15 protein-coding genes are annotated in these 19,633 nt (G+C 69.1%); 9 read left to right on the top strand and 6 right to left on the bottom strand.

Annotated features, from left to right (window positions below; genetic code table 11):
• The first annotated feature begins 48 nt into the window (after positions 1 to 48).
• Both argG and mug read left to right on the top strand, forming a co-directional pair.
• Positions 49 to 1,476, top strand: a complete 1,428-nt coding sequence (argG, locus tag AC5RUH_RS06395; RefSeq protein WP_494101457.1) for an argininosuccinate synthase — start codon at positions 49 to 51, stop codon at positions 1,474 to 1,476.
• Positions 1,477 to 1,624: 148 nt separating this feature from the next.
• Entirely contained in the window at positions 1,625 to 2,203 is a 579-nt protein-coding gene (gene mug / locus AC5RUH_RS06390; protein ID WP_494128172.1) for a G/U mismatch-specific DNA glycosylase, read from the top strand.
• A 41-nt stretch (positions 2,204 to 2,244) separates the two neighbouring features.
• Here mug and AC5RUH_RS06385 read toward each other — a convergent pair whose 3' ends face one another.
• The 6 genes from AC5RUH_RS06385 to AC5RUH_RS06360 all read right to left on the bottom strand — a co-directional run bounded on the left by AC5RUH_RS06385 (position 2,245) and on the right by AC5RUH_RS06360 (position 11,960).
• Complete coding sequence (locus tag AC5RUH_RS06385; RefSeq protein WP_494050032.1) at positions 2,245 to 2,802, bottom strand: hypothetical protein; 558 nt, start codon at positions 2,800 to 2,802, stop codon at positions 2,245 to 2,247.
• Positions 2,799 to 3,350: a DUF402 domain-containing protein gene (locus tag AC5RUH_RS06380; protein ID WP_494101458.1), complete on the bottom strand. Its 552-nt coding sequence runs from the start codon at positions 3,348 to 3,350 to the stop codon at positions 2,799 to 2,801. Before AC5RUH_RS06380 ends, AC5RUH_RS06385 begins: the two co-directional genes overlap by 4 nt.
• Positions 3,347 to 5,323 carry a 1-deoxy-D-xylulose-5-phosphate synthase gene (gene dxs, locus AC5RUH_RS06375; RefSeq protein ID WP_494101459.1) on the bottom strand — a complete coding sequence of 659 codons (1,977 nt, stop codon included), beginning with the start codon at positions 5,321 to 5,323 and terminating at the stop codon, positions 3,347 to 3,349. The genes AC5RUH_RS06380 and dxs overlap by 4 nt, the downstream gene beginning before the upstream one ends.
• 219 nt (positions 5,324 to 5,542) lie before the next feature.
• Positions 5,543 to 8,419, bottom strand: a complete 2,877-nt coding sequence (locus AC5RUH_RS06370) for an aconitate hydratase (RefSeq protein WP_494050035.1) — start codon at positions 8,417 to 8,419, stop codon at positions 5,543 to 5,545.
• A gap of 254 nt (positions 8,420 to 8,673) precedes the next feature.
• Positions 8,674 to 9,990 carry a class I SAM-dependent RNA methyltransferase gene (locus AC5RUH_RS06365; protein ID WP_494128171.1) on the bottom strand — a complete coding sequence of 439 codons (1,317 nt, stop codon included), beginning with the start codon at positions 9,988 to 9,990 and terminating at the stop codon, positions 8,674 to 8,676.
• On the bottom strand, positions 9,987 to 11,960 hold the full coding sequence (locus AC5RUH_RS06360; RefSeq protein WP_494128170.1) for an APC family permease: 1,974 nt from the start codon (positions 11,958 to 11,960) through the stop codon (positions 9,987 to 9,989). Before AC5RUH_RS06360 ends, AC5RUH_RS06365 begins: the two co-directional genes overlap by 4 nt.
• A 217-nt stretch (positions 11,961 to 12,177) precedes the next feature.
• On the opposite strand from AC5RUH_RS06360, the gene AC5RUH_RS06355 reads away from it, so the two are divergent.
• The 7 genes from AC5RUH_RS06355 (at position 12,178) to AC5RUH_RS06325 (ending at position 19,614) form a co-directional block, all read left to right on the top strand.
• Complete coding sequence (locus AC5RUH_RS06355) at positions 12,178 to 13,188, top strand: NAD(P)-dependent alcohol dehydrogenase (protein WP_493999522.1); 1,011 nt, start codon at positions 12,178 to 12,180, stop codon at positions 13,186 to 13,188.
• 59 nt (positions 13,189 to 13,247) lie between these two features.
• Positions 13,248 to 14,366, top strand: a complete 1,119-nt coding sequence (locus AC5RUH_RS06350) for an ABC transporter substrate-binding protein (protein WP_493999521.1) — start codon at positions 13,248 to 13,250, stop codon at positions 14,364 to 14,366.
• A gap of 114 nt (positions 14,367 to 14,480) precedes the next feature.
• Positions 14,481 to 15,374, top strand: coding sequence for an ATP-binding cassette domain-containing protein (locus AC5RUH_RS06345; RefSeq protein WP_494128215.1), 894 nt, complete (start codon positions 14,481 to 14,483; stop codon positions 15,372 to 15,374).
• A complete protein-coding gene (locus tag AC5RUH_RS06340; protein ID WP_493999520.1) occupies positions 15,371 to 16,627 on the top strand; it encodes a sugar ABC transporter permease in 1,257 nt (418 codons plus the stop codon). Before AC5RUH_RS06345 ends, AC5RUH_RS06340 begins: the two co-directional genes overlap by 4 nt.
• Positions 16,627 to 18,132, top strand: coding sequence for an FGGY-family carbohydrate kinase (locus tag AC5RUH_RS06335; RefSeq protein ID WP_494128169.1), 1,506 nt, complete (start codon positions 16,627 to 16,629; stop codon positions 18,130 to 18,132). The genes AC5RUH_RS06340 and AC5RUH_RS06335 overlap by 1 nt, the downstream gene beginning before the upstream one ends.
• 130 nt (positions 18,133 to 18,262) lie before the next feature.
• Positions 18,263 to 18,937, top strand: coding sequence for a potassium channel family protein (locus AC5RUH_RS06330; protein ID WP_493977903.1), 675 nt, complete (start codon positions 18,263 to 18,265; stop codon positions 18,935 to 18,937).
• On the top strand, positions 18,934 to 19,614 hold the full coding sequence (locus tag AC5RUH_RS06325) for a potassium channel family protein (protein ID WP_494128168.1): 681 nt from the start codon (positions 18,934 to 18,936) through the stop codon (positions 19,612 to 19,614). The genes AC5RUH_RS06330 and AC5RUH_RS06325 overlap by 4 nt, the downstream gene beginning before the upstream one ends.
• Positions 19,615 to 19,633: the final 19 nt, after the last annotated feature.

The raw sequence follows: 19,633 nt of genomic DNA, 5'->3' as shown, positions 1-19,633 counted from the left end.
GCGTTGCCGCTTCTGTCTTTGGGTGCCGCTGCACATATGATCGAAACCATGGCCAAAGTTCTGACTTCCCTTCCCGTCGGCGAACGCGTCGGCATCGCCTTCTCCGGTGGACTCGATACGTCCGTTGCCGTTGCATGGATGCGCGACGGCGGAGCCGTGCCCTGCACCTACACCGCCGACCTCGGCCAGTACGACGAGCCGGACATCGACGCGGTGCCCGGCCGCGCCACCGAGTACGGCGCGGATATCTCCCGCCTGGTGGACTGCAAGCCCGCGCTCGTGGAGGAAGGCCTGGCCGCGCTGGCCTGCGGCGCCTTCCATATCCGCAGCGGCGGCCGTTCCTACTACAACACCACCCCGTTGGGCCGCGCCGTGACCGGCACCTTGCTGGTGCGCGCCATGCGGGAAGACGGCGTGGACATCTGGGGCGACGGTTCCACCTACAAGGGCAACGACATCGAGCGGTTCTACCGCTACGGGCTGCTGGCCCACCCCCGGCTGCGCATCTACAAGCCGTGGCTCGACCCGCGCTTCGTCTCCGAGCTCGGCGGCCGCCAGGAGATGTCCGAATGGCTGACCGCGCACAACTTCCCCTACCGCGACTCCGCGGAGAAGGCGTACAGCACCGACGCCAACATCTGGGGCGCCACGCATGAGGCCAAGACGCTGGAGCATTTGGGCACCAGTCTGGAGGCCGTCGAGCCGATCATGGGCGTGGCCTTCTGGCGCGAGGACGTGGACATTCCCACCGAGGACGTGTCGGTGCGCTTCCAGGCGGGCCGCCCGGTGGCGATCAACGGCACGGAGTTTGCCGACGCCGTCGCCCTGGTGCAGGAGGCCAATGCCATTGGCGGCCGCCACGGGCTGGGCATGTCCGACCAGATCGAGAACCGCATCATCGAGGCCAAGTCGCGCGGCATCTATGAGGCCCCGGGCATGGCCCTGCTGCACATCGCCTACGAGCGGCTGCTCAACGCGATCCATAACGAAGACACCGTGGCCAGCTACCACGCCGAGGGCCGCCGCCTGGGCCGCCTGATGTACGAAGGCCGCTGGCTGGACCCGCAGGCGCTCATGCTGCGCGAATCGCTGCAGAAGTGGGTGGGCTCGGCGGTCACCGGCGAGGTCACCCTGCGGCTGCGCCGCGGCGAGGACTACACCATCTTGGACACCACCGGCCCGTCGCTCAGCTACCACCCGGACAAGTTGTCCATGGAGCGCGTGGGCGATGCTGCCTTCGGTCCGCTGGACCGCATCGGCCAGCTGACCATGCGCAACCTGGACATCGCCGACTCCCGCGCCCGCCTGGAGCAGTACGCGGCACAGGGGCTGGTGGGCGGTCCCACCGCCGAGCTCGTGGGCGCGCTGGAAGCCGGCGGCGCGAGCGAAATCGCCGACACCGCCCAGCTCGACCCGGCCGACCGCGCGGCCGACGAGGCGCTGGACCGCGCAGCGTTCGACGCCGGCACGGACTGATTCGCCGGCCCGCCTCGGCGGGCCGCTGCACGGGCACGGCGCACCTTCTTGGGCGCCGTGCCTTCGTCTGTCCGGAGCTGGGGCCGTGAGGCTGAGCATACGGCCGGTTTCGCGGCCGGGACGGCACGCCGTGTGAAAGAGTGGTTTTGTGCCCTTTACCCGTGCTGAACTGCTCGCCTACCGGGACGCGCTGGTCCCCGATCTGCTGGGCCCGGGCCTGCGCCTGCTGTTCGTCGGCATCAATCCCGGCCTCTGGTCGGCTGCCACCGGCTCCCACTTCGCCCGGCCCGGCAACCGGTTCTATCCGGCCCTGGCGGCGGCCGGCATCACCGACCATCAGATCTACGCCGGGAAAGGCATGGCGGCTGCCGACCGCAACCACCTGATCGACCGCGGCGTGGGCATCACCAACATTGTCCCGCGGGCTACCGCCAGGGCGGACGAGCTGGGTGCCGAGGAACTGCGCACCGGGGCCCGGCGCCTGGCGGCCCGGGTCGAGACCCTGGGGGCCCGGGTGGTGGCGGTCGCGGGAGTGACCGCCTACCGGGTGGGTTTTGAGCGGCCGAAGGCGCAGCTGGGCCGGCAACCGGAAACGCTAGGCGGCGCCGAGGTCTGGGTGGTGCCGAATCCCAGCGGCCTCAACGCGCACCACAGCGTGGCTACGCTGGCGGCCGCCTACCGGGAGGCGGCGCGCGCCGCGGGCCTGGACGTGCCCGAGGGCGCCTAGCGCCGTCCCCGTCGGCGGCCGGGCGGACCAGGTTGCCGGCCCTACAGGCTGAACGCCGTCTTGGCCGGCAGCGGATGCTTTTGTTTAACCGCGGCGAGGTCCCCGTGCGGCGCGACGCCGATGCTCAGCTTGGTGAAGTCCAGTTTGGCTTCGCGGAGGCAGACCTTCAGGCCGGCCACCGCCCTGGCCGCATCCGGCGCCAGGACATAGATGTTGAGCTTGTGCGGGACGAATTCGGTCTTCTCCACGGTCCCGAGCCCGCGCCAGGCGAAGTACTCGGTGATGGTGCGTTTGGCCTTGTCCTCGAGGTAACGGTCCCGGTCGCTGCCGCCCGCCGTCTTCAACGCATACTGGGCAATCACCCAGTGCTGCTCCCCCGGCGCGAGCTCCGCGTAGCCGTCTTCGGCGCACTGGGCGGCGAACGCGTCCATCAGCGACTCGGCGGCCTCGGCATCGACGTCCCGGCTCTCCTGCGTGGTGCTCTGGTGGCCCACCGTTCCGTGGTTGACCACGAACTGGCCGTAGTCTTCATCGAACCACGCCTCGCGGAACACCAGCCCGCCGTCGTCGTTCTTCTTGTACACCCGAAGGAAACTCATGTCCGTCCTTTGTTCAACCATGTCAGGGCCGTTCCGTCGAACGGCGCGGCCTCTGCAGCCACCTGCCCGTAGAGCGCCAGGCAGCTGGCCTGGATCCGTTCGGCCAGCGCCGGCGGATAGTCCATGGTGACCCGGTGTTCGGCGAATTCGTCCTCGTCGTCGATGTACACGCCGCCGCTGACGGAGCGGACCACGTCCAGGTCCATGTCCGTGAGCTGGACTTCCCAGCCGGCCGGAAGCAGCGGGTCCACCCGGATGCCGGTGGCCAGGTCGATGTAGATGCGAAAGTCGCCCGGGTAGGTGTCGTCGTAGAACGTCGCCACGTAGTCGCCTTCCCGTGGCAGTAACTGCACCGCGTCGGAGGCCGCGAAGAAGGCGATGCCGGGCCGGGCGACCAGCGAGCCGGCCGGCTGGAAGATCCAGTCGCCGAAACCGTCGGAGCCGAGGTAGGTGCCGGGCACCAGCCAGTGGGCAGCGCCGTCGTACTTCCAGTTGCGGAACACCACCATCTCGCCGGGCCGGGCCTCGGCGGGAATGCGGCCGGTCACTGGATCTTGGGAATCTGGCCGGTCGGCAGTTCCTGGCCGGGCAGCGGGCGCGCGAACGGGACCTTGGTGCCCAGCACCTGCGCGACGGTGTCCTGGGCCACCTGCTGCGCGGTGAGGCCCACGCGCTCCAGAACCTCGGCGCGGGTGCCGTGGACCAGGAACTCGACCGGGAGGCCGACCTCGTTCAGCGCCGTGTCCACACCGGCGGCACGCATCTCCTGGCGGATCCGGGATCCGACGCCGCCGGCGCGCACGCCGTCTTCGATCACGACGACGATCCGGTGCCGGGCCGCAAGGCCGATGATCGAGCGGGGCACCGGCAGCACCCAGCGCGGGTCGACAACGGTGGAGCTGATGCCCTGGGCGCCGAGCCGGTTCGAGACATCCAGCGCCAGTTCGCTCATGGCGCCGATGCTGACGATCAGCACGTCGTTTTCGGTGGAGCCGTACGGCCGGCGCGCCAGCACGTCGACGCCGTCCTTAAGCCGTTCCAGGGCCTCGACCTCTGGCCCCACCGAGCCCTTGGAGAAACGGACCACGGTGGGGGCATCGTCGACGGACACCGCCTCGCGCAGCTCTTCCTTCAACCGGGTGGCGTCGCGGGGGGCGGCCAGGTGCAGCCCCGGCACGATCTGCAGCAGCGACATGTCCCACATGCCGTGGTGGCTGGGCCCGTCCGGGCCGGTCACCCCCGCCCGGTCGAGTACAACGGTGACGCCGGCCTTGTGCAGCGCGACGTCCATCAGGAGCTGGTCGAACGCGCGGTTCAGGAACGTTGCGTAGAGGGCCACCACCGGGTGGAGTCCGCCGTAGGCCATGCCGGCGGCGCTGGCCAGCGCGTGCTGCTCCGCAATGCCGACGTCGAAGACACGGTCCGGATGCCTGCTGGCGAATTTTTGCAGGCCCACCGGGATCAGCATGGCGCCGGTGATGCCGACGATGTCCTGGCGCTCGTCGGCGATCTCGGCGATCTCGTCGGCGAACACGGAGGTCCAGGACTGCCGGCCGCCGGACTCTACGGGTTCGCCGGTCTCCGGGTCGATGACGCCCACGGCGTGGAACTGGTCCGCCTCGTGGGCGCGGGCGGGCGCGTAGCCGCGGCCCTTTTCGGTCATGGTGTGGACAATGACCGGGCCCCGGTAGTTCTTGGCCTGCGTCAGCGCGGCCTCGACGGCCTCCAGGTCGTGCCCGTCGATCGGGCCGATGTACTTCATGCCCAGGTCCTCGAACAGGCCCTGCGGCGCCCACCAGTCCTTGATGCCCTTCTTGGTCGCGTGCAGGCTCCGGTAGGCGAACTGGCCCAGCGACCCGCCCGACTGCAGCTTCCTTTTCCACCAGTCCAGGGTGCCTTCGTAGGCCTGGTGGGTGCGGACCTTGTCGATGGTGGTCCGGCGCAGCGCGGCCAGCTGGTCGGCCAGCCCGCCGATCGTCGGGGCGTAGGAGCGCCCGTTGTCGTTGACCACGATCACCACGCGCCGTGCTCGGTCCGCGGCGATGTTGTTCACGGCTTCCCATGCCATGCCGCCGGTGAGGGCGCCGTCGCCCACCACCGCGACGACGTAGCGGTCGCCTTCGCCGGTCAGCCGGCGGGCGCGGGAGATGCCGTCGGCCCAGGACAACGACGACGACGCGTGCGAGCTTTCGACGATGTCGTGCACCGATTCGGCGCGGTCCGGATAGCCGGCCAGCCCGCCCTGCTGCCGCAGCGTGCCGAAGTCCTGCCGCCCGGTGACCAGTTTGTGCACGTAGGACTGGTGGCCGGTGTCAAAGACGATGCTGTCGTGCGGGGAGTCGAACACGCGGTGGATGCCGAGGGTCAGCTCGACGACTCCAAGGTTCGGGCCGAGATGTCCGCCGGTCTGTGCGACGTTCGTGATCAGGAACTGGCGGATTTCCCGGGCCAGGTCCTGCAACTGGACCATGTCGATCCGGCGCAGGTCGCGCGGCTCGCGGATGGTCTCGAGCAATCCCACAGAGCAGGTCCTTTCCTTCACAAAGCGTCGATTAATCCTACCGCCATCCCTCCGCCACTCTGCGTTCCCCTGGTGCGAGGGTGCACACAACGCGGCCGACGCGGGGCCGGGGACCGAGCCCTACAGCACGCTGGTGCCCTGGCCAGACGCCGCAGGGCGGACGTCCATCGGACGCCCGCCCTGCGTTGGGCCGCTGTGCGGTGTGTGCCGGACCGGGGGCTAGTTCGCCGAGATCTGGCGCAGCACGTACTGCAGGATGCCGCCGTTGCGGTAGTAGTCGGCTTCACCCGGGGTGTCGATCCGCACCACCGCGTCGAAGCTCTTGGTGCCGCCGTCCTCGCCGGTGGCGGTGACCTTCAGCGTCTTCGGGGTGGTGCCCTCGTTCAGCGCGGTCACGCCCTCGATGGAGAAGGTCTCTGTGCCGGACAGGCCCAGCGACGCAGCGGACTCGCCAGCCGGGAACTGCAGCGGCAGCACACCCATGCCGATCAGGTTCGAACGGTGGATCCGCTCGAAGCTTTCGGCGATGACGGCCTTGACACCCAGCAGCGCGGTGCCCTTGGCGGCCCAGTCGCGGGACGAGCCGGAGCCGTACTCCTTGCCGGCCAGCACCACCAGCGGGGTGCCGGCGGCCTGGTAGTTCATGGCGGCGTCGTAGATGTAGGCCTGCGGACCGCCGGGCTGAGTGAAGTCGCGGGTGAAGCCGCCCTCCACGTTGTCCAGCAGCTGGTTGCGCAGCCGGATGTTGGCGAAGGTGCCGCGGATCATCACCTCATGGTTGCCGCGGCGGGAACCGTAGGAGTTGAAGTCCTTGCGCTCCACGCCGTTTTCCAGCAGGTAACGGCCGGCGGGGCTGTCGGACTTGAACGAACCGGCCGGGGAGATGTGGTCGGTGGTGACCGAGTCGCCCAGCTTGGCGAGCACCCGCGCGCCGCTGATGTCCTGCACCGGCTCCGGCGTGGCGCTCATGCCTTCGAAGTACGGTGGCTTCCGCACGTACGTGGAGTTCGGATCCCAGGCGAAGGTATCGCCTGCCGGGGTCTCGAGCGCCTTCCAACGGTCGTCGCCCTCGAACACGCCCTCGTAGCCCTTGGCGAACATCTCCTTGTTGATCGAGGAGTCGATCACCTGCTGGACCTCGACCGGGTTCGGCCAGATGTCCTTCAGGAACACGTCGTTGCCCTCCGGGTCCTGGCCCAGCGGCTGCTTCTCGAAGTCGAAGTCCATGGTGCCGGCCAGGGCGTAGGCGACGACCAGCGGCGGGGACGCCAGGTAGTTCATCTTGACGTCCGGGTTGATGCGGCCTTCGAAGTTGCGGTTACCCGACAGCACCGACGTGATCGACAGGTCGTTGTCCTGGACCGCCTGCGAGATTTCGGGCTCCAGCGGGCCGGAGTTTCCGATGCAGGTGGCGCAGCCATAACCGACCACGAAGAAGCCGAGCTTCTCCAGGTACGGGATCAGGCCGGACTCTTCGTAGTAATCGGTGACGACCTTGGAGCCCGGGGCGATGGAGGTCTTGACCCACGGCTTGGACGCCAGGCCCTTCTCCACCGCGTTGCGGGCCAGCACGGCCGCGGCCAGCATGACCGACGGGTTCGACGTGTTGGTGCAGGAGGTGATCGAGGCGATGGACACCGCGCCGTGGTCCAGTTCGAACTCGCGCCCGTCTTCCATGGTGACGTGGACGCGCTTGGAGGCGCGGCCGTCGCCGGGCAGGGCGACGTGGCGTCCCTGGGCGGCCGAACCGCCGGAGGGACGGTCGTCGGCCTGCGCGGTGCCGGACTTCACGCCGCCGGCCTGCGCAGCGGCAGCGTGACGGACCGTGGAGGTCATGGCCGGGGCGTCCGACGCCGGGAAGGACTCTTCCAGGGCCTCGTCCAGGGCGTCCTCGTTGCCGGTGCCGACGTAGCTCTGCAGGTCCTTGCGGAACTGGTTCTTGGCGGACGTCAGGGCGATGCGGTCCTGCGGCCGCTTGGGGCCGGCGATGGACGGAACAACGGTGGACAGGTCCAGCTCAAGGTATTCGGAGAACTTCAGTTCGTGCGACGGATCGTGCCAGAGGCCTTGTTCCTTGGTGTACGCCTCGACCAGGGCGATGTTCTCCTCGGAGCGGCCGGTCAGGCGCAGGTAGTCCAGGGTGACGTCGTCGATCGGGAACATGGCGGCGGTCGAGCCGAACTCCGGGCTCATGTTGCCGATGGTGGCGCGGTTGGCCAGCGGCACCGCTGCCACGCCTTCGCCGTAGAACTCCACGAACTTGCCCACCACGCCGTGCTTGCGCAGCATCTCGGTGATGGTCAGCACGACGTCGGTGGCGGTGGCGCCGGCGGGGATGGAGCCGGTGAGCTTGAAGCCGACAACGCGCGGAATCAGCATGGAGACGGGCTGGCCGAGCATGGCGGCCTCGGCCTCGATGCCGCCGACGCCCCAGCCGAGCACGCCCAGGCCGTTGACCATGGTGGTGTGCGAGTCGGTGCCGACCAGGGTGTCCGGGTAGGCGCGCAGCTTGCCGTCGACCTCGCGGGTCATCACGGTGCGGGCCAGGTATTCGATGTTGACCTGGTGCACGATGCCGGTTCCCGGGGGGACCACCTTGAAGTCTTCGAAGGCGGTCTGTCCCCAGCGCAGGAACTGGTAGCGTTCGCCGTTGCGCTGGTACTCGATCTCCATGTTGCGCTCGAGCGCGCCGGCGTTGCCGAAGACATCGATCTGGACCGAGTGGTCGATCACCAGTTCGGCCGGGGCCAGCGGGTTCACGCGCTTCGGGTCGCCGCCGAGCTCCTTGACGGCCTCGCGCATGGTGGCCAGGTCGACGACACACGGAACACCGGTGAAGTCCTGCATGATGACGCGGGCGGGGGTGAACTGGATCTCTGTGTCCGGCTGCGCGTCGGGGTTCCAGCCGGCCAGGGCGCGGACGTGGTCCGCCGTGATGTTCGCACCATCTTCGGTGCGAAGCAGGTTCTCCAGCAGGACCTTGAGGCTGAACGGAAGGCTCTCGGCACCTTCAACGGCACTCAGCCGGAATATTTCGTACTCGGTCCCGGCGACGTTCAAGACGCCTTTGGAACCGAAGCTGTCCACATTACTCATGACAGGACTCCTCTCGCCACACTTTATCTTTGTCCGGGCGGCAACCACCCGCTAGTTAGGCATCCCTAAGTGTGAAGGGACAGCTGTGGGCTCGGCCTCTGGCCTTTTTGACGCGCCGCAGCCCGCAGAATTTACAAGCCAGAGACAATATGCTTCGTCCGGAACCGCTGCCCCCATCCTATCGGGTAGCCGGTTGGCAGGAACCGGAGCGGCGCCCGTGGCCTGCCTCACAGCCGGGATTCGCGCACTCCCGCTCAGCGGCGCCCCGGGGTGAGCACGGCAAAGGACTCCATGTGGTGGGTATGCGGGTACAGGTCGAACACGCGCAGCGAGTCGAGGTTCCAGCCCAGCTGCAGGAAGTAGCCCAGGTCCCGGGCGAAGGACGCCGGGTCACAGGACACATAGCCGACCGCCCGCGGGTTTCGGGCGGCCACCGCCTGCACCACGGCTTTTCCGGCGCCCGCGCGGGGCGGGTCGAGGACGACGGCGTCCATCTCTTCGGGCTGCGAGCGCAGCACCCGCTCGACCTTGCCCTGGAGGATCTCGACCTGCCCGAAACCGTGCAGGTTCTTGCGGGCGTCTTTGCTGGCGGCCGGCGAGCCCTCGACGGAGAGAACGTTGCCGGTCACCCCGACGGCATCCGCCAAGGGCGCCGTGAAAAGTCCGGCACCCGCATAGAGGTCGGCCACCCTCTCCCCCGCCCGGGGCGCAACACCGTCCAGGACGGCGGCAGTCAACGTGGCCGGCGCCAGCCGGTGAATCTGCCAGAAGCCGTCTCCCGTCACGCGGTACTGGTGCCGTCCGTTGGTTTCGGAAACCCAGGTGCGTCCCCGCAACCGGGTGAGCCGCCCGGGCACGGGCTCCCACGCGGCAACCGACACGCCGGGTTCGATCCGGTCGGCGATCTTCGCCAACCGTTTGGGCGTTGTCCCCGCGCCCGGCACCAACAGCACCAGCGGCGTGCTCCCGTCGGCGGGCGCGGCCACCTCCACCCGCTCCAGCCCGGAGAGATCCAACTCCCACAACCGCAGGTCGTTGACGCCGTCCGCGGCCAGCGGCATCGCCTCGACGGGTATCAGCTCGTCGGACCGGTGCGCGTGCATGGCGAGGCGCCCGTCGGACCCCACGCCGAACGCGGCGCGCGTGCGCCAGCCGAGCCCGTCGTCGTACTCCCCCGCGGGGGCTTCCACGGTGACCTGCCGTTCCAGCTTGGCCAGACGTTGCAGCTGTTCGGCGAAGATCAGGCCCTTCAGCCGGCGCTGGGCGTCCAGCCCGATGTGGCCGAACTCGGCGCCGCCCACGGCCGGCCGGCCGGCTTCGGCCGCGGCCAACGCGTCCGCGGGCGCCCAGGGATGCTCCACCCGGTCCGGGGATGCTTCCAGCACCCGGACGGCGTCCGCCCGCCAGAATCCCGCGTCCGGTCCGCCCTCGGTGACGCGTGCCAGGACCCGCTCCCCGGGCAGAGCGTGCCGGACGAACACCACGCGGCCGTCGTGCCGCGCGACGAAGTGGCCTCCGTGCGCCGGAGCGCCGACGGTCAGCTCGATCAGTTGCGGTGCGGGGTCGGTCATGAAAGCTCCTGGTAGCGGCGGACGGAATCGGAGGAGGCCAGTTGCCACGGCACGCTGGCCACCATGACGCCGGGCTCGAAGTGCAGGCGGGTCTTGATGCGCAGCGCGGTCTGGTTGTGCACCAGCTGCTCCCACCAGCGTCCCACCACGTATTCGGGGATGTAGACCACCACCAGTTCGCGGGGCGAGTCCCGGCGGATGCTCTTGATGTAGTCGATGATCGGCGTGGTGGTCTCGCGGTACGGGGAAGCGAGCACCGTGATCGGAACCGGGATGTTGAGCTTCTCCCAGTCGCGCAGGGTCTGCTCGGTCTGTTCCCGGTCCAGGTCCACCACCACGGCGTCGAGCCGGGACGGCCGCGAGGCCCGGGCGAAGGCAAGCGCCCGGAGCGTCGGTTTGCGTACGTGCGAGACCAGGATGACTGCGTGTACCCGGGACGGCAGCGCGGTGGTCGGCTGGTCCGGGTCGATCGCGAGCTCGCGGGCGACCTGGACGTAATGGCGGTTGATGCGGTGCATGACCAGCCCGAGCAGGATGATGCCGAGCACGGCCAGCCAGGCTCCGAAAACGAACTTGCTGACCAGTACCACCACCAGCACGGTCACGGTCAGGATGAAGCCGACCATGTTAATGAACCGCGAGCGCAGCATCCGGCGCCGCACCGGCCGGTGCGGCGTGGCCCGTATTTCGCGGGACCAGTGCCGGATCATGCCCAGCTGGCTGCAGGTGAAGGAAACGATCACGCCGATGACGTAGAGCGGGATCAGCCGGGTGACGTCCGCGTTGAACATCAGCACCAGCACCACGGCCGCGGCCGCCAGCGCGAGCACCCCGTTGCTGTAGCTGAGCCGGTCCCCGCGGGTCCGCAGCTGGCGGGGCAGGAAGCCGTCGGTGGCGAGGATCGATGCCAGCTGCGGGAAGGCGTTGAACGCCGAATGGCTGGCCAGCACCAGGATTGCCGCGGTGGCCGCGACCGTCAGGTAGAAGAGCGGGGCGCCGCCGCCGAAAACCGTCTCCGCCAGCTGGCTGAGCACCGGGGACTGGAAATAGCCCGCCGGCAGCGGCCCGCCGTCCAGCCGCAGCTGGTCGGCGGGGACCTGCACCACCCGCACCTCCGTGGCCCGGGCCAGGTACATCACCGCCATGGTGATCACGGTTGCGGAGATGCCCAGCATCAGCAGCGCAAAGCCGGCGTTCCTGGCGCGCGGTTTCTCGAAGGCCGGCACGTTGCTGGCGGGTGTCTCCAGGCCGGTGAGTGCGGCGGCGCCCGTGGAGAAGGCCCGCAGTACCAGCAGTGCGCCGGCCAGCCCGGTCAGGCCCGCCTCCAGGCCGGGTTCCGGCACGACGTCGAACGCCGCGCTGGGTGCCTCGCCCAGGTTTCCGGTGAGGTCAAGGACAAATCCGGCCAGGCACATCAGCAGCACGGTGCCCACAAAGACATAGGTGGCGATCGCCACGGTCAGGCGCCCGCGTCCCAGCCCGCGCAGATGGAGCAGGGCGAGGATCGCGATGCCGGCGACGGCCGCTCCGGGCTGCCAGCCCTTGAGCGCCGGAACGGCGGACACGAGGTAGTGGGCCGCCGAAGACATGGACACCGCGACGGTGAGCACGTAGTCCAGCATCAGCGCGGAGCCCACCGTGATGCCCGCCGGCTTGCCCAGGTTCCTGGTGGCGATCGCATAGTCGCCGCCGGACGGATACGCGTGGATGCTTTGCCGGTAGGAAGCCACCAGGACCAGCAGCACCACCATGACCGCCAGTCCGACCCAGGGCGACAGGGCAATCGCCGCGACGCCCGCCAGTGCCAGCGTGAGCAGGATCTCGTCCGGGGCGTAGGCCACCGAGGAGAGCGCGTTCGCTGAGAAGACCGGAACCGCCAGGCGCCGCGGCAGCGCATCCTGCTTCAGCCGCTCGCTTCGGAACGGCTTGCCCACCAGGACCCGCTTGAGGGCATCGAGGAATGTCAGCACGTTTCCCTCGGTGGCACATGCAGCCAGTGGGTCCGGATCTTCACGGCTTAGAGTCTAGACTGCCGGCCGGAATTTACGGGGCCAAGGGGCCTCCGACCCGCACTTTCATAGCGGCGGCACGTCCGCCGGGGTTAGCATATGCGTATGAATGTGCGTTGTATCACATTCGGGGGTCCGGGGCCGTTTGACCCAGTGACTGCTCGCTAAGGAGTCTTGGATGGGCAATGCCGCCGCCGTGATGACCGGCCTGAGCAGCATCGAGATGCAGGAGCGCCCGATGCCCGAGCCGGGCCGGGGCCAGGCCGTGATCCGGGTGGAAGCCGTGGGGGTCTGCGGCTCCGACGTCGCCTATTACCGCTACGGGAAGATCGGCCCCTTCGTCGTTGACGGTCCGTTCATCCTGGGGCACGAGGTCTCCGGCGAGGTGGTCGCCGTCGGCGAAGGCGTCGGCAACGTGCGCGTCGGCGACCGGGTGGCCGTCGAGCCGGGCACGCCGGACCGCAGCTGCGAAGAGTGCCGGGCGGGGCGCTACCACCTCTGCCCGAACCTCGAATTTTTGGCCACCCCGCCCTACGACGGCGCACTGCTGCAGTACCTGGCCATGGACGCCCGCTGCTACTTCCCGATCCCGGATTCGATGAGCTACGAAGACGGCGCGCTGCTCGAGCCGCTGTCCGTGGGGTTGTGGGGCTGCCGGCGGGCGAACCTCCAGGCCGGCGACGACGTGCTGATCACCGGCGCCGGACCGGTGGGCCTGCTTGCCGCCGAGGCGGCGCGGGCCCTCGGCGCGGGAAGCGTCACGGTCACGGACATCTCCGAGTACCGGCTCGGCGTGGCCCGCGACCACGGCTTCGCGGTGGAGAAGAGCGACGCGCCCGCGGCGCAAACCTTTGACGTGCTGCTGGAATGCTCGGGCGCCGGCGGCGTCCTCGCCTCCGGGCTCGGCCGGTTGCGCGAGGCCGGGCGGGCAGCCGTCATCGGTCTGGCCAAGGCCGACGAGGTGCCGCTGCCCCTGTCCACGCTCAATTGGAAGGAGATCACCATCTCGATGGTGAACCGGTACAACAACACCTGGCCGCTGGGCATTGACCTGGTGTCCTCAGGCCGGATCAACCTGGAGGGACTGGTAACGCACAGCTTTGCCCTGCCGCAGACCGCGGCCGCCCTGGAAAACACCTCCACCGAACCCGAATCGCTCAAGGCGATGATCTACCCCCAGCGGCTCTGACCGCGGACGCCGGAACGCACGAACGGCAACGCGGCACGCCCCCAGCAAGAGGAGTTCCGATGAACAAGAAGAACACACGGGGAATCATGGGCCTCACCACGGCCCTCGTTCTTGCAGCCGGCATGACTGCTTGCGGTGGCGGCGGCGGCGGTGAAGGCGGCGGTGCCGGAGGCGGCGGCGGCGGGACAGCAGGCGGTGGCGGCGGCCAGGCCGAGGGCAAGATCGCGTTCCTGATGCCGGACCGTGCTTCGACCCGCTACGAGCAGCAGGACAGCCCGCTGTTCAAGGCCAAGGTCGAAGAACTGTGCGGCGGCTGCGAGGTGCTGTACCAGAACGCCGACGGCGACGCGAACAAGCAGCAGCAGCAGGCCAACGCGATGATCACCCAGGGCGTCGAGGTCCTGGTCCTGGACCCGGTGGACAGCACCGCTGCCGCCTCGCTGGTCAACACCGCGAAGGGCCAGGGCATCAAGGTTGTCACCTACGACCGGCCGGTCCCGGACACGCCGGCGGACTTCTACGTCTCCTTCGACAACAAGAAGATCGGCAGCCTCATCGCCGAGGACCTGGTCAAGAAGCTGGACGCCGACGGCGAAGAGACCGGAGGGGTGCTGATGGTCAACGGCTCCCCCACGGACCGGGCCGCGCAGCTGATCAAGGAGGGCGCGACGGAAGCGGTCGAGGCCAGCGAGCATAAAATCCTGGCCTCGTATGACACCCCGGAGTGGCAGCCGTCGAAGGCCCAGGACTGGGTGGCCGGCCAGATCACCCAGTTCGGTGAAGACATCACCGGCATCGTGGCCGCCAACGACGGCACGGCCGGCGGCTCCATCGCCGCCCTGAAGGCCGCCGGTGTCTCGCCCTTCCCGCCGGTCACCGGCAACGACGCGGAGGTCGCCGCGATCCAGCGGATCATCAAGGGCGACCAGTACAACACGATCTCCAAGCCCATCAAGATAGTCGCCGAAAAGTCGGCAGAGGTGGCGGTCCAGCTGCTCAACGGCGAGACCCCCGAACCCGACGCGACGCTCTTTAACACCCCGTCAGCGCTGTTCGTGCCGACGGTGGTCACCAAGGAGAACGTCAAGGAAGTGATTTTCGACGGCGGCATCTACAAGCCTGAAGAAATCTGCACCGGCGAGTACAAGGCGGGCTGCGACGAACTCGGCATCAAGTAGCGCAGCCGCGGACGGCGGTGCCGCGCCCACCGCGGCACTGCCGTCGTAAGGGAAGGGGAAGCAGTGTCCACTGTGTCAGCGGAACGGCCGGAGGCTACCGCCCCGGTCCTGTCCATGCGGGGCGTGAGCAAGCACTTCGGTGCCGTGGCCGCCTTGACCGACATCGACCTGGACGTCCACGCCGGCGAAGTGGTCGCCCTCGTCGGCGACAACGGCGCCGGGAAGTCGACGCTGGTCAAGATCCTCGCGGGCGTGCATCCCCAGGACGCCGGTACCGTGAACTTCGACGGCCAGGACGTGACGATCCACACGCCGGTGGATTCCATTCAGCTGGGCATCGCCACGGTATTCCAGGACCTCGCCCTCTGCGACAACCTCAGCGTGGTAGACAACCTCTTCCTCGGCCGGGAGCTGGGCGCCTGGCGGCTGAACGAAGTGGAGATGGAGGTCCAGTCGTGGAAGCTGCTGCGCCAGCTCTCGGCGAAGATCCCCTCGGTCCGCATCGCGGTTGCCTCCCTCTCCGGCGGCCAGCGCCAGACCGTCGCCATCGCCCGGTCGCTGCTCGGCAGCCCCAAGCTCATCATCCTCGACGAGCCCACCGCAGCCCTCGGCGTGGCGCAGACGGCCGAGGTGCTGAACCTGGTGGAGCGGCTGCGCGAAAACGGCCTCGCGGTGATCATGATCAGCCACAGCATGCAGGACGTCAAAGCCGTCTCCGACCGTGTCGCGGTGCTGCGGCTGGGGAAGAACAACGGCACGTTCCGGATGAAGGACGTCTCGACCGACGACCTGATCGCCGCCATCACCGGAGCTACGGACAACGTCGTGACCCAGCGCGCCGCCCAGACCGGGGCAGCGGCGGCCGGCGCGGCAGGAACGGACGGCGGGACCGAGGGGGCCGGGCTGGGCGGACCGGGCGGAGGCTCGCTCCCGCCCGGCCAGGCCGCCGGAAGCGCGGGCCGGCAGGGGTCGGGGGCAGGAGCACCGGAAGAAGGGACCGTACCATGACAACGAATCCAGCCGCCCCGGTCATCCCGGTGGCCACCGACCTGCAGGACGAACGGCTGATCCGGACCGAGGGCTTCAAGGGCGCCGTCAAGGTCGGGATCAACCGGGTCCGCGGCGGCGACCTGGGCGTGCTGCCCATCGTCGTCGGGCTGCTGGTCATCTGGTCCATCTTCCAGGTGCTCAACCCGTTCTTCCTCTCCAGCGCCAACCTGGTCAACTTGCTGCTGGAAAGCGCCGCCGTCGGGGTCATCGCGCTGGGCATCGTCTGCGTCCTGCTGGTCGGCGAAATCGATTTGTCCGTCGGCTCCGTCAGCGGCCTGTCGGCCGCGATCGTCGGAGTCACCTTCATCAAGCAGGACTGGCCCATCGGGCTGGCGATCCTGACCGCGATGGCGGCCGGCGCCGTGATCGGGCTGGTCTATTCGCTGGTCTACACCAGGTTCGGGGTCCCGTCCTTCGTGATTACGCTGGCCGGCCTGCTCGGTTTCCTCGGACTGCAACTGTTCGTGCTCGGGGTCGAGGGCACCATCAACCTGCCGTTCGATTCCTTCCTCGTCTGGTTCGGCCAGCAGGCCTTCGTGCCGGGCTGGCTGTCGTACGTACTGGCGGTCGTCGGCGTGGCCGGCTTCTTCCTCAGCCAGCTCACGCTCTCCCGCCAGCGGGTCAAGGCGGGCCTGTCCGGGCGCCCGATGCGGCTGGTCGTGATGCAGACCATCCTGCTGGCCGTGATCCTGCTGTTCGCGGTCTGGTACCTGAACCAGGCCCGCGGCGTCGGCTGGATGTTCGTCTTCTTCGCCGCCCTGGTGCTGGTGATGCACTACGCCTTCACCCGGACCCAGTGGGGCCGCTCCGTCTACGCCGTCGGCGGCAACCGGGAAGCGGCGCGGCGGGCCGGCATCGCCGTCAACCGCGTCTACGTGTCCATCTTCGTCCTGTGCTCGACGTTCGCCGCCGTCGGCGGCATGCTGGCGGCCGGCCGGCTGGCCGCCTCGGCGCAGAGCAGCGGCACCGGGGACGTGAACCTGAACGCCATCGCCGCCGCGGTGATCGGCGGGACCAGCCTGTTCGGCGGCCGCGGCTCGGCCTTCTCGGCCCTCCTGGGCATCCTGGTCATCCAGTCCATCTCCAGCGGCCTCACCCTGCTGAACCTTGAGTCCTCGTTCCGGTACATGATCACCGGCCTGGTGCTGCTGCTGGCCGTGATCCTCGACGCCGTCTCCCGCAAGTCCCGCACCTCGCACGGCCGCGCCTAGTGGCCGGCCGCCGGAGCGACATGTTCCTGGGCATCGACATCGGCACGGGCAGCAGCAAGGCCGTGCTGGCGGACGCCGGGGGCGGGGTGCTGGACAGCGCCGCGGTCGCGCACGAGGTCAGCTACCCGCGGCCCGGCTGGGCCGAGTTTGACGCCGAGGGCGGGGCGTGGGCGGAAGTGGTCCGGCTGTGCCGGGAGCTCTTGTCCCGGAACGACGCCGGGGCCGTCGCCGGCGTGTGTGTCAGCGCGATGGGTCCGTCCCTGGTGGTCACGGACGAAAACCTGGTCCCGTTGCGGCCGGCGATCCTGTACGGAATCGACGCGCGCGCCGTCGTCGAAATCCGCGAATTAACGGAGGAGTTCGGTGCCGAGGAAATCTTTCGCGAGGCGGGCAAGGTCCTGTCCTCCCAGGCCGTGGGACCGAAGCTCCGCTGGCTGCGCAACCGGGAGCCGGAGGTCTTCGCCCGCGCCCGGAACTGGCACAGCCTGAACTCCTTCATCCTGGCCAAGCTGACCGGCGAGCTGGTGTTGGACCACCACACCGCCAGCCAGTGCGATCCGCTCTACGACCTTCGCGGCAACCGGTGGCATCCGGACCGGTACGGCGCCGTCGCCGGCCACCTGCCGGAGCCCCGGCTGGCGTGGCCGTCGGACGTCGGCGGCCGGGTCCACCGCCGGGCGGCCGATGCCACGGGGCTCCCGGAGGGCGTGCCGGTCTGCGCGGGCACCGTCGACGCCTGGGCCGAGGCTTTCAGCGCGGGCGTGCGGCAGCCGGGCGACCTCATGCTGATGTACGGCTCCACGATGTTCTTCGTCCAGGTCCTCGGGGAGTTCCGGTCCGAACCCAAGCTCTGGACCACGGCCGGCGTGGAGCCGGGGTCGCTGACCTTGGCCGCGGGGATGTCCACGTCCGGGAGCCTGACCACGTGGTTGCAGCGGCTGTTCGGCGACGTCCCGTTCGAGCAGCTCGTCACGGAGGCCGCCGCAGTGCCGCCGGGATCCGACGGTCTGCTGCTGCTGCCCTACTTCGCCGGCGAACGGACCCCTGTCTTCGACCCGGACGCCCGCGGGCTGATCACCGGCCTGTCGCTGCGCCACGGGCGCGGACATCTGTTCCGTGCCGCCTACGAGGGCATCGGCTTCGGCATCCGGCAGATCCTCGAGTACCTCGAGCACGCGGGCGAACCGATCCGGCGCGTCGTGGCCGTCGGCGGCGGCACCAAGGCCAGGCTCTGGACGGAAATCGTCAGCAACATCAGCGGGCGCGAACAGCTGGTCCCGGAACAGGCCATCGGCGCCAGCTACGGGGACGCACTGCTCGCCGCCATCGGCACCGGGGCCGTGCCCGCCGGGACGAACTGGGCGCGCACGGCGGCGACCGTGAGTCCCGATCCGTCGACGGCCCCGCTGTATGAAAAGCTCTACGCCACCTACAGCCACCTTTACCCGTCCAACCGGGAGCACATGCACGTGCTCGCCGCCCTGCAGGAGCCCGCGGCCGGGTAGGCGGTCCCGACCGGCGCGCGGGCGCCGGCGCCGTTTCGAACCCCGGGCTCATGGCATCGATGGACCGGTTCAGCGTTATGGTTGCAGTACATTTGATTCCCGCGTTGCAGCGGGTGCCGGAAGGACGTGGATGGCGCACTTTGTGATCATGGGCTGCGGGCGCGTAGGCGTGACGCTGGCCCACACCCTGGAGGATTCGGGGCACAGCGTGGCCATTATCGACCAGGACGACCGGGCATTCCGCCGGCTGCGCTCGGGGTTCACCGGCCGCAAGGTCACCGGCGTCGGATTCGACCGCGACACCCTGCGGCACGCAGACATCGAGAACGCCTACGCCTTCGCTGCCGTTTCCAGCGGCGATAACTCCAACATCCTCGCCACCCGGGTGGCCCGCGAAACCTTCCACGTGCCGCATGTGGTGGCCCGCATCTACGATCCCGGCCGCGCCGAGATCTACCAGCGGCTCGGCATCCCCACGGTGGCCGCGGTGCGCTGGAGCGCCGATCAGGTGCTGCGGCGGATCCTGCCCGAACAGGGCATCAAGGGCGACTTCCGTGAGGCCTCCGGCCGCCTGATCCTGGGTGAGGTGCAACTGGACGACGGCTGGGTGGGCCGGGAACTGGCCGAGATCGAAGCCGCCTCCGGCGCCCGGGTGGCCTACCTGACCCGTTTCGGCGAGGGAATCCTGCCCGCCCGCGGCACCCGCTACCAAAAGGGCGACATCGTCCACGCCATGATGGCGGTGGATTCGACCTTCGAAATCGACAGGATCCTGTCCAAGCCCCCCGTGGAGGAGTCCGAATGAGGGTGGTCATTGCCGGCGCCGGCAGCGTCGGATCGTCGATTGCTCGGGAGTTGCTCTCGAACAACCACGACATCCTGCTGATCGATCCGAAGCCCGAGGTGATCGGCCGCAGCGGGCTGAAGGGCGCGCGCTGGCTGATCGGCGACGCCTGCGAGATCACCACCCTGCGTGAAGCCCGGCTGGAAGAAGCCGACGTGGTGGTCTCGGCCACCGGCGACGACAAGGTCAACCTGGTGGTCTCGCTGCTGGCCAAGAGCGAGTTTGGCGTCGGCCGCACGGTGGGACGCGTGAACAACCCCAAGAACGACTGGATGTTCGACGACTCCTGGGGCGTGGATGTTGCCGTGAACACCCCGCGCCTGATGACCGCCCTGGTGGAGGAAGCCGTGGAGATCGGAGACCTGGTCCGGCTGCTGACCTTGCAGAGCGGCGTCGCGTCCATGGTCGAGTTCACGGTTCCCGCGGACTCGGCGCTGATCGGTCAGCGGCTCGGCTCCATCGCCTGGCCGCAGGATGCCACGGTGGTGGCCATCCTGCGCGACGACGCGCCGATCACGCCGAGCCCTGACGACGTGGTGGAAGGCAGCGACGAGCTCTTCTTCATCACGACCATCGCCGCCGAGGACGAACTGCGTGCGGTCCTGACCGGCCGGCCCGCCGCCGCGGCGGCCGACTAGGTCACGCGGCCCGGCCGGC

Source organism: Arthrobacter sp. Y3223166 (assembly GCF_059090935.1).
The sequence above is the reverse complement of the archived record's forward strand: the minus strand, read 5'-3'. Positions and strand labels throughout refer to the sequence as shown.